The 9,294-nt window shown below is 45.8% G+C and carries 9 protein-coding genes and 1 tRNA gene; 4 read left to right on the forward strand and 6 right to left on the reverse strand.

The genetic code is table 11. The annotated features are described in order from the left end of the window. Positions 1-10: 10 nt before the first annotated feature. The 6 genes from VFW36_RS04385 to VFW36_RS04410 are packed head-to-tail and all read right to left on the reverse strand — an operon-like array spanning position 11 to position 6,040. The gene (locus VFW36_RS04385; RefSeq protein ID WP_329657593.1) at positions 11-1,225 is read right to left on the reverse strand and encodes a murein hydrolase activator EnvC family protein; all 1,215 of its coding nucleotides are present in this window, start codon (positions 1,223-1,225) and stop codon (positions 11-13) included. After that, positions 1,226-2,038 (reverse strand): cell division protein FtsX, encoded by an 813-nt coding sequence (locus VFW36_RS04390; protein ID WP_329657594.1) that lies wholly within the window; start codon positions 2,036-2,038, stop codon positions 1,226-1,228. Beyond that, on the reverse strand, positions 2,025-2,696 hold the full coding sequence (locus tag VFW36_RS04395; RefSeq protein ID WP_329657595.1) for an ABC transporter ATP-binding protein: 672 nt from the start codon (positions 2,694-2,696) through the stop codon (positions 2,025-2,027). The genes VFW36_RS04390 and VFW36_RS04395 overlap by 14 nt, the downstream gene beginning before the upstream one ends. After that, the gene (trmB, locus tag VFW36_RS04400; protein WP_329657596.1) at positions 2,689-3,861 is read right to left on the reverse strand and encodes a tRNA (guanosine(46)-N7)-methyltransferase TrmB; all 1,173 of its coding nucleotides are present in this window, start codon (positions 3,859-3,861) and stop codon (positions 2,689-2,691) included. The genes VFW36_RS04395 and trmB overlap by 8 nt, the downstream gene beginning before the upstream one ends. Before the next feature lie 3 nt (positions 3,862-3,864). After that, positions 3,865-5,118, reverse strand: a complete 1,254-nt coding sequence (locus VFW36_RS04405) for a fibronectin type III domain-containing protein (protein WP_329657597.1) — start codon at positions 5,116-5,118, stop codon at positions 3,865-3,867. Continuing rightward, the gene (locus tag VFW36_RS04410; RefSeq protein WP_329657598.1) at positions 5,063-6,040 is read right to left on the reverse strand and encodes an RluA family pseudouridine synthase; all 978 of its coding nucleotides are present in this window, start codon (positions 6,038-6,040) and stop codon (positions 5,063-5,065) included. The genes VFW36_RS04405 and VFW36_RS04410 overlap by 56 nt, the downstream gene beginning before the upstream one ends. A 90-nt stretch (positions 6,041-6,130) precedes the next feature. Here VFW36_RS04410 and VFW36_RS04415 point away from each other — a divergent pair, with 90 nt between their 5' ends. From VFW36_RS04415 to dndC, 4 genes are all read left to right on the forward strand, one after another. Further along, entirely contained in the window at positions 6,131-7,240 is a 1,110-nt protein-coding gene (locus tag VFW36_RS04415; protein WP_329657599.1) for an FtsW/RodA/SpoVE family cell cycle protein, read from the forward strand. Positions 7,241-7,275: 35 nt separating this feature from the next. Next, positions 7,276-7,351: transfer RNA gene (locus VFW36_RS04420), tRNA-Ile, on the forward strand. 97 nt (positions 7,352-7,448) lie between these two features. Continuing rightward, entirely contained in the window at positions 7,449-7,631 is a 183-nt protein-coding gene (locus tag VFW36_RS04425; protein ID WP_329657600.1) for an addiction module protein, read from the forward strand. Positions 7,632-7,859: 228 nt separating this feature from the next. Next, positions 7,860-9,200, forward strand: coding sequence for a DNA phosphorothioation system sulfurtransferase DndC (gene dndC / locus VFW36_RS04430; RefSeq protein ID WP_329657601.1), 1,341 nt, complete (start codon positions 7,860-7,862; stop codon positions 9,198-9,200). Positions 9,201-9,294 lie beyond the last annotated feature (94 nt).

The following is a 9,294-nucleotide window of genomic DNA, read 5'->3' on the forward strand; positions in this document are numbered from 1 at the left end:
ATCCGCTTTTTTAGCGGATCATCTGCATCGGGTCGATATGGGCATTTCGTTGTGTCACCTGAAACATCAACTCTTTTCCGACTCTTCCGATAATCGAACCTTGCTTAAGACGTTTACCTACTTCTACCGTAGGGGCAATTTTGTCCAAATGGGCGTAGATGGTATGCAGACCGTTATCGTGTTCGATAATAACGACGTTCTCTAGCATAGCGGTCGGTTTGGCGAGAATAACCTTCCCGTTGAGTACCGATTTGACTTTGGCATCGGCTTCGGTCGGACGGAGCGATACCGAGTCATTAAAGATTTTGATACCGTAGATCGGATCGGTGTAGGGACCGAACCGTTTGGTTACGACATAGCCGTCCAACGGAGCAATCGTGTGCTCTCCGGAGTATCCCGCAACATTTGAGGGGCTGTATTGCGCTACGGCTTGTTTGACATCTTCCGGTACCGGTTTGGAGCCCGGTTTTTGGGCTACCAACGGCGGAGGAGCTTTTTTAGGTTTCAGAGACTGTTGTTTGATAATATTGAGGCTGGCAAGGGTGTTTTGGAGTGAACGCTGTTGATTTAGAATTTTCTCCAACGATTTTTTATAGAGATTTTTTTCTTGCTCAAGCTGTGCTATCGCCTTTTCATTCTCTTTTTTGGTCTCCAATACCCTGTTTTTTTGTTGATCGATTACGGAAATCGATTGTTTCAGCACGGTCGTTTGGGATGATAGACCGGAAATTTTTTCGGCATTGGCAACAAAAACGGCATTCAAGTCTTTAATATTCTGTTGAATCTGTTTGAGATGAAGTTTTAGAGCCTCTTCGGTAATAATCGCATCGGCCTCTTTGGCACGATCATCGTTGATGAGGAGTGAAATAGAGGTATTGCGTGCGATGGCAAAGACAAGACGCTGTTCGATCTCATTTTGGGTTTTGATCAACATCGCTTGTTGGGCTTCAAGCCCTTTGAGGGTTGATTTGTTCGATTGGTAGACGTTCTCTTTGGATTTGAGCTCTTCTACGAGAACATTGATCTTTTCTTGCTGTGTTCCGACGATTTGGCGCTGTTGTATAATCTTGGAGGCGGTCGCTTCGAGTTTCGCATTTAAACTCGAAAAAGTTTGCTTGGTTTGCGTCAGCTGTTTCGAGGTATTTTGGATTTTTTCATCGATTTTGGCACCGTACAACGATGCCGACAACAATGAAATCAGGATAAGGGAGAGGGGAGTGCGCATCTATTCTTCTTCATCATTTCCGATAACAATCGTAAAAGTTAAGACGATGGAAACGCTCAAGGCAATAATGAGTGATCGCACTCCGTCTTGGACAAAGTTGAATAAATCGATCGTGATACCGACGGTGCGGAGCAACAAATCCATCCAACCGTATTGTTCGATCATTAAGAAAGCGAGACACACGATGATGGTGGCGATAATGGCATCGACAATCGCCAGACGGAAAAGGACGGCGGAACGGAGCCATACGGGAGCACCGAAAAGCGCCATGATAGACATACGATCGGCATGTTGAAACTGCCATAAACGCATCTCTTTGAGGATCAGCATAGAGGTGACCGCCGCAATAGCGATAGAGAAGATTTGGACGACATCTTTAAACAAAAGCATCAGTTTATAGACGGTGTCATGGGTTTGGGCATACCCCTCTACCCGTTCGATAGAGGAGTCTTTTTGGAGCCGTTTTTGAAGTTTTGAAATCTCATCCGGCGTAGGGAAACGGCTGAGATAGATTCGGTAAAACTTCGGCAACGTCAGTTTGAGCAATTCAAGATTTTTTTTGGACATCTCCCCTTGCAAACGTTGTAATACCTGATCGGTTGCGATAGGCTCGCTTCGGTCGATGATCGAATCCATCGCTTTGAATTCGACAGGGGTGAGGGCTTTATTGGCGACGACAATGATCGAATAATCGTTTTTGAGGCGGTTTTCATACGCATCGATGGTGCGATCGACGGCAACATAGATTTGAACCGAAAATAAAACGGTAAAAAGGGCGACGATGAGTGAAATATGATTTTTAAGAGATTTCATGGATATTCCCCATCTCAAGATGAAAATGTTTGTATGGTATGTTAATGGACGATGGGATATGGTGGGTGACGACGACGATGGTCGTTTTGAGCTGAGTATTCGCCCCCTCCAACAGGTTCCAAATCACTTCCGAGGAGTATTCATCCAAATTTCCGGTCGGCTCATCCGCCAAAATCAAAATCGGGTTATGGGCAAGCGCTCGCGCCATTGCGACGCGCTGCTGTTCCCCTCCTGAGAGTTCGGGAGGGTATTTTCCCGCTTGGTGGATCAGTTTGACATGACCGAGGAGCTTTTGCACCTGCGGACCGCTCACCTCTTTGGTATAGCCTGAGATGATCAGCGGGAGCATAACGTTTTTCTCGATGGTCCACTCTTTGATCAGTTTGTAGTCTTGGAAGACGATACCGATATGGCGGCGAAGAAAATTGAGCTTGGAGGTGCTGATGCGGTTCATTTTGACCCCGCCGACCATCAGCTGACCGCCTCGCGGTTCGATAGCGCCGTAAAGCGATTTGAGAAGTGTCGATTTCCCGCTTCCGCTGGCACCCGTGATAAATACAAAGCTCCCGGCATCGATGGAGAATGACGCTTTTGAGATAATGGTTTCAAACTCTTTGTATGAGAGCGATAGGTTTTCGGCGATGATGACTTTATCCATGTAGTAGCTCGTCTAATAAGATGTGGGCTTTGAGATTGGCGGATGAACGAACCGGCAGAGCAGGGTAGTAGCGTGCGCTACCCTCTTTGATGAGGACATAGGTACTCTCCGGACGGTCAAAGCTCCCCATAGCGAGGCGGATCATACTGTCAGCTTCACCGACGGTAAAAATACGCTCAACGTGAATGAAACCCCAGTCGCGTTTGTAGGTCTCTTTGGAGAGACGATCGATAGCATCTCGCCCGATAGTTCCCTCGGAAAAGGTAAAATTGCCGCTCATATCCGGCTCGCTCGATTCCACTTCACACGTAAAGGTGACATCATAGATGTTTTTTTCTTGTTTCTTCCAGCGATCTTCGTATTTGCTCACGATGGCGATCTCTTGGTTCTTGCGAACGTCGAAGCGGCTGATGGCGGGTGAACTAAACGTCTCCAGTGCAAATCGGTAGTAGTTTTCGCTGTCGGTACGAAGTTCGAGCGTCCCGCCGACGCGCAATGCACGCTCCGACTCTTTGAGAAACGCTTCGGAGATAACGCGACGGTGCGGTTTCTTGTCCCACGGTACCGGAAAATGGACGTAGATTTTACCGACGATGTTGGAGGGGACGAACTCCAAAAAAAGTCTCGCATCGTAATCGAGGATCATGATGTTGGTGAGGTTTTGGATGACGATCTGTTTGAGTGCCTGCTCGATAGAGGGCTTGTGGATCTCCAGTCCGATAAACAACACATCAGGATTGGCGGAGGCTTGGTGGAGGAGGTGGCGTGCCGAGCCGAATCCGACCTCAATACGCACTTCGCGATCTCTCGGGAAGTTTTCCGCAAAATAGGAGATCGATTTCAGCGCATCGTGCGTTTTGAGATGGGTATTCTCAGGGGCATTATCGACATTGGAATCGAGGATGGGAGAACCTGAACACTCTGCGTATGCCAAAAGGGCGTGTTTGAGGATAAAATTCGGGGAAGGGCGGGTCACTTTATCGCTTTTGAGGAGTTTTTTGGTTCCGTTTTTGTAGACGATAAAAAATTCGCGCCCTTTGTACCGAGTAGCGATCAATGCCCCCTCATCGGGGTTTTTATAATCGGCTTGGAACAAAAATTCCACTTCGCCGCAGCGAGCGGGGAAGCTAAGAGGCTGAAACGATTCGAGATTTAAATGCGGCATTCTCTATTTGGCCTCGTAACTGAGTTCGATAGCTTGGGTCGGGAGAGATCGGATACCGTTTTTATCGACGCTCACGATCTCATACAGATAGCCCGTATCGGGTTTAATATCGGTATCACGGAATGTTGTTCCCGTGATGTTATTAATATCGATTGTTTCGCGGGTGATCCAGCTCGTTTTGGTCGTTTTCACGACGGTATAGCTGATCGTGCGCGGATCGGTGTTTTTCCACTGCAATTCAGCCGCTTTATTTACGATTTTCCCCTCGTAGGCGATCGGTGTTTGCGGTTTTGAGAGGGTTGAACCTTGTGTCGCAACCGAGGAGAGGAGACTCTCTAAGCCGTCTTTGTCAACCGCGGTGATTTTGTAAAAGTAAAATTTCCCGTCTTCGGTGATGTTATCGGTAAACGTCGTCGTTTCGAGTTTGACATGATACTCAAATGATCCGTTCGGCGTGGATGAGCGGTAGATATTGTAGTGGCTCAAATCGCTGATGGTGCTCGGTTCCCATGAGAGTTTGATCGCACGAGGCATATCGTTGGTCGAGGTGATATTGCGGATCTCAGGTGGAAGCGGCTTGGTGATCACTTTGCTCATTTCGCTCGCTTCGGTGGTCAATTTGTCAAACGTCGTTGCTTTGATACGGTAGTGATAGACTTGTGAGTCTTTGAGATCATGATCGATAAATTCGGCGTTCAACCGTCCGGTAATCGTCGCGATGGGATTCCACTTTTGGTCGGTTGCGTCTTGGCGTTCGATGATGTAGCCGTTGATTTTTCCGTTCGGATGCGGACGCCAGAGGAGTTTGGCACTGCGCGGCATGTTTCCGACCGCTTGGAAAAAGCTCACGGGTGCGATCATCGGCTGAGTTGCGACGAGCATCGTTTCACTCGCTACCGATTCGGTTCCGTTTTTGGTAATAGCCGAAAAGCGGTATTGGTACTCGCTGGCGGGTTTGAGGTCGCTGTCGACGAAATGGGTTGCAAATCGGCTATCGATGGTTGCGATACGCTGAAGCTTTTGATCCTCCGCACCCGGTGTGTTGCGGTAAATATAGTATCCGCTCACTCGTTGATCTTCGAGAGGTTTCCACTCAAACGCGATAGAGGTGATGTCGGCAATAAACCCGTTCAACGACGGCGTAGGAAGGGTCGAATCAATCGTAACGGTTTTTTGCGGGGCGGGCTGAGTCGTACAACCGCTAAAGAGGCTCAGTGCTAAAGAGACGCTCAATGCGTAACGGATCGATGAGTTCATGCAATTCCTTTGAATCAAAATGTTTTTGTAAATAATCTTCCACCACATGATCCAAAGGAGCGGTAAAATTTACCCTCTTTTGAGTTGTCGGATGGGTGAAATAGAGGTTATAGGCGTGAAGCAAGATACGTTCCATTTTATCGCTTTTTGCCGAGGTTCCATAGAGATGATCGCCGATGATATGACGGCTGATCGACTCCAAATGAACCCGTATTTGATGGGTTCGTCCGGTGAAAAGTTTGCACGCGATCAACTCTTCGGTCTCGTCATGGCTCATTAGTACTTTGGCAAACGCCGTTTTGGCGTTTTTGCCGTTCTCGTTGATCGCCATTTTGAGACGGTTATGGGCGCTTCGCCCGATGGGACGGTCGATTATCGTGATGGTCTCTTTGAGCGGCGGAGTCACTACCGCGAGATAATAGCGCCCCATCGTTTTGTCTTGGAGCTGAAGCGAGAGGGCTTCGTGGGCTTCGTTGTTTTTGGCGATCACCATCGCACCGCTGGTGCCGCGGTCGAGGCGATGGACGATACCGTGGCGCTCTTCGCCGCTCAGCGTCGAGAGGGCGATCCCTTTATGTTTGAGCCAATCGACGAGGGTCGGCTCTTTGACGCTCGGTGCGGGGTGGACGGTGAGGGAACTGGGTTTGTTGATAACGAGGATGTCATCATCTTCAAACAAAATTTCCACATCAAAATCGATCTCCAACGCGGGGGTCGATTTTTGTTCGGGAAAGGTGATGACGACGAGCTGAGAGGGTTTGAGTTTCAGCCCCGATTTGGCGGTTGCTTTGCCGTCTACGCTAACGCAGTTTTGCTCGATGAGCTGGGTGATTTGGTTACGCGTTTGACCTAACTGTTGCGTTAAAAAAACGTCCAATCGGACGGCTTCTTCGGTCGTAAAACGGGATTCTTCGTGTGTCAAAACAAGGTGCCTTTTCGTATCGTATCTGAATCGTTTAAAATGTTATAAGTCCGCTGTGCTACAATTAGCAAAAATTAATGAAGGACCGTAGTGTTCAATATTGATCGCCGAATTTTAACACACTTTGATTTCATCACGGTTATCTTGTTGATTCCGCTCATCTTCACTTCAGGTTGGCTCATTTATGAGATCCATCCGACCCTCGGTCAAAAGCAGATGTTTTATGTCTCAGTCGGTATCGGTGTCTTTATCACCCTTTTTCTCCTCCCGATCCGCCGAATGTTGTGGATGATCCCTTTGATGTACTGGACGAGTATTTTACTGCTGATCGCAGTCGAGTTTGTCGGTCATAGCCGTCTGGGGGCGAAACGGTGGATTGAGATACCGTTTGTCCATTTTACCCTCCAACCCTCCGAACTGCTAAAACCGGCATTTGTCCTGATGCTCGCCTATCTCATCAGCCGCACCCCGCCGCCGCGTGACGGGTATCGGCTCAAACAGTTTATGAAGCTCTCGTTTTATATCCTAATGCCGTTTTTTCTTATCGCCAAAGAACCCGACTTGGGGACGGCAACCGTGTTGGTGATGCTCGGATACGGGATTTTGTTTATCGTCGGAGTGCATTGGAAAGTTTGGATCGGTGTGATCGCGACCTTTGTGATCTCCTTGCCTCTCATCTATTCACAGATGCACGATTACCAAAAACAGCGTTTACACGATTTCGTCGGCGAAAAACCGAGCTATCACGTCGAGCAGTCGATTATCGCCGTCGGTTCAGGGGGCTTTTTCGGTAAAAACAAAGAGGATGCGACCCAAACACAGATGAAGTTTCTCCCTATCGCGTCGAGTGACTTTATCTTCGCCTATGTGGTGGAACGGTTCGGATTTTTCGGGGCATTTTTACTCATCAGTCTTTATGCCGCGCTGATTACCCATTTGATGCTGATCGCCTTTTGGACGGAGGATTATTATATAAAGGTCGTCGCAGGGGGGTTATCGCTCCTCTTTTTCATCTATATGTCGGTGAATATCGCCATGACGATCGGATTTGCCCCCGTCGTAGGGGTTCCTCTGCCGATGTTCAGCTACGGGGGGAGCAGTTTCGTCAACTTTATCGTTATTTTGGCGATTTTGGAAAATCTCCTCGCCTATCGTTTCCGATATTTGTACGGGGATACGGGTAAAAAAAGCTTCGTCTAATCAAAGAGCGTTTATAATTGCGCTCTTTCAAAATCGGGTCAATAGTTCAGTGGTTAGAGCCCCCCGCTCATAACGGGGTTGTCGCAGGTTCAAATCCTGCAAGACCCACCACCTTCATCAAAATCACCCTTATCCAATCCTTTTTCTCTCTCAATTCAAATAGCCTAAAGCGTGTTATAATTTTTTAATACCTTAATCAAGGAGCATTATGTCGAGCGCTCTTGAAGATAAAAAGCTGGTTATAAATGAACAACCCCGCCCGTGGTACGCCGATGAAGTGAAACGCCGCATCGAAGAGTACAAAAGTGGTAGTATGGAGACTATACCGTGGGATGAGGGTTGGGAAGAGATAGAAGAGTTTTTAAATGGATTAGATAACCATTCAAATTAATCTACAAAGGTTACACTATCCCCTATGTCATTGATGGAGAGGATATAGTCATCATGGGGATTTTTAATCAGAATGAGTGGAGTGGAGAAGAGGAATAAGTAGCTAGTCCTCTTTTCTCTTTTTCCTTTTTTTATAAATCATTTTGACTTGACTAATTAGAAATAAGGTAAAACAAAGATATATTGTCACCTCTAAAACTACATTCATAATAAAGTATTTAATCAGATCATGAACCTTATTCGAGAAACGATAGAAGAACTTAAACAGCAATATTTCGCAGATGAGCGTCCGTGGGTCGTAACATACTCTGGAGGAAAAGATTCAACTTGTGTATTGCAGTTGGTTATTGCTATGCTTCAAGAACTTCATGCTGAGGGAAAAGACCATAAGCATACCTATGTTGTTTCTTCCGATACGACTGTTGAAATGCCTATTATCGAAAAATATCTTCGAACCAAACTTGATGAAATTACAGAGTTTGCAGAAAGCACGGAATTAAAACTATCCTGCCATAAGCTTAGTCCGAAAATTGAGGAGTCGTTTTGGACACTTATGGTAGGAAAAGGGTACCCCGCACCTACTAGCACCTTTCGTTGGTGTACTGAGCGTATGAAAATCAATCCGGCAACTCATTTTTTGCAATCTCTTGTCAACAAACATCAATCTATCTTAATGCTTTTAGGGGTGCGTAGTGCTGAATCTCAAGCACGTCAAACCTCTATCGCTAATCGAAAGTTAAATCAGCGTGGATTATCTCCTCATGATAATATTCCTAATGCTTTTGTCCTTTCTCCAATCAAACATTGGACAAATGAAGACGTTTGGACATATCTAAGCAATACAGGCAAGGATACAACCCCTTATCCGTGGAAAAATCACGATTATATGATGAGTTTGTACGACAAAGGAAGTGGTGAAGGAGATTGTAATATCGCTCTTAATCCGCAATCTCCTAGTTGTGGGAAAACCCGTTTTGGGTGTTGGGTTTGTACCGTTGTTGAAAAAGACCGTTCGATGGAAGGGATGCTTAAAAATGGTGAAGAGTGGATGCTTCCATTGTGGGAATATAGAGAAAAAATTTATCTTTATCGAAATGATGAAGAGAGACGGTTTGAACGTCGGAGAGATGGATCAATGGGTGCAGGGGCATTTTTGCCAGACATTCGGCGTGAACTTTTAGATGAACTTTTACAGACAGAAATAAAAGTTAGTGAACTTTATCATGTGTATAAAAAAAATAGCCCAGATTATAATCCACATGAAAATTTTCAACTGATTAAAGATGATGAGATAGAACTTATTCAAGCAAATTGGAATACAGACTTTGATATATCAAATTATGCATATCGAATTGCACAAAAATACAATCGATTGATGGATCGACCAATTACAACTCCTTTGAGATCAAAATTAGAAAATTATAGTGATGAATTAAATATCGATCTTTTTGAACGTATTTATGAGATAGAAGTCTACAGAAAAAATATCTCTACCCGTTATGGCATTATTGGCGAGATTGAAAAACGAATCGTAAATTTTTATAAGGGACAATTTCGTGAAACTAACTAGTATCGTTATTGATAACCTTTTCTCTTACAATGGTAGACACGAAGTCACTTTTGATACCATCACGTGTATTATTGGGACAAATGGATTTGGTAAA

The organism is Sulfuricurvum sp. (genome assembly GCF_036279695.1).
Lineage (GTDB): Bacteria > Campylobacterota > Campylobacteria > Campylobacterales > Sulfurimonadaceae > Sulfuricurvum.

Bases quoted from the DNA above. Each gene is read 5' to 3' on its own strand.
- VFW36_RS04395 (WP_329657595.1), bottom strand. From the start codon at position 2,696: ATGGATAAAGTCATCATCGCCGAAAACCTATCGCTCTCATACAAAGAG.
- VFW36_RS04405 (WP_329657597.1), bottom strand. From the start codon at position 5,118: ATGAACTCATCGATCCGTTACGCATTGAGCGTCTCTTTAGCACTGAGC.
- VFW36_RS04385 (WP_329657593.1), bottom strand. From the start codon at position 1,225: ATGCGCACTCCCCTCTCCCTTATCCTGATTTCATTGTTGTCGGCATCG.
- trmB (WP_329657596.1), bottom strand. From the start codon at position 3,861: ATGCCGCATTTAAATCTCGAATCGTTTCAGCCTCTTAGCTTCCCCGCT.
- VFW36_RS04390 (WP_329657594.1), bottom strand. From the start codon at position 2,038: ATGAAATCTCTTAAAAATCATATTTCACTCATCGTCGCCCTTTTTACC.
- VFW36_RS04425 (WP_329657600.1), top strand. From the start codon at position 7,449: ATGTCGAGCGCTCTTGAAGATAAAAAGCTGGTTATAAATGAACAACCC.
- dndC (WP_329657601.1), top strand. From the start codon at position 7,860: ATGAACCTTATTCGAGAAACGATAGAAGAACTTAAACAGCAATATTTC.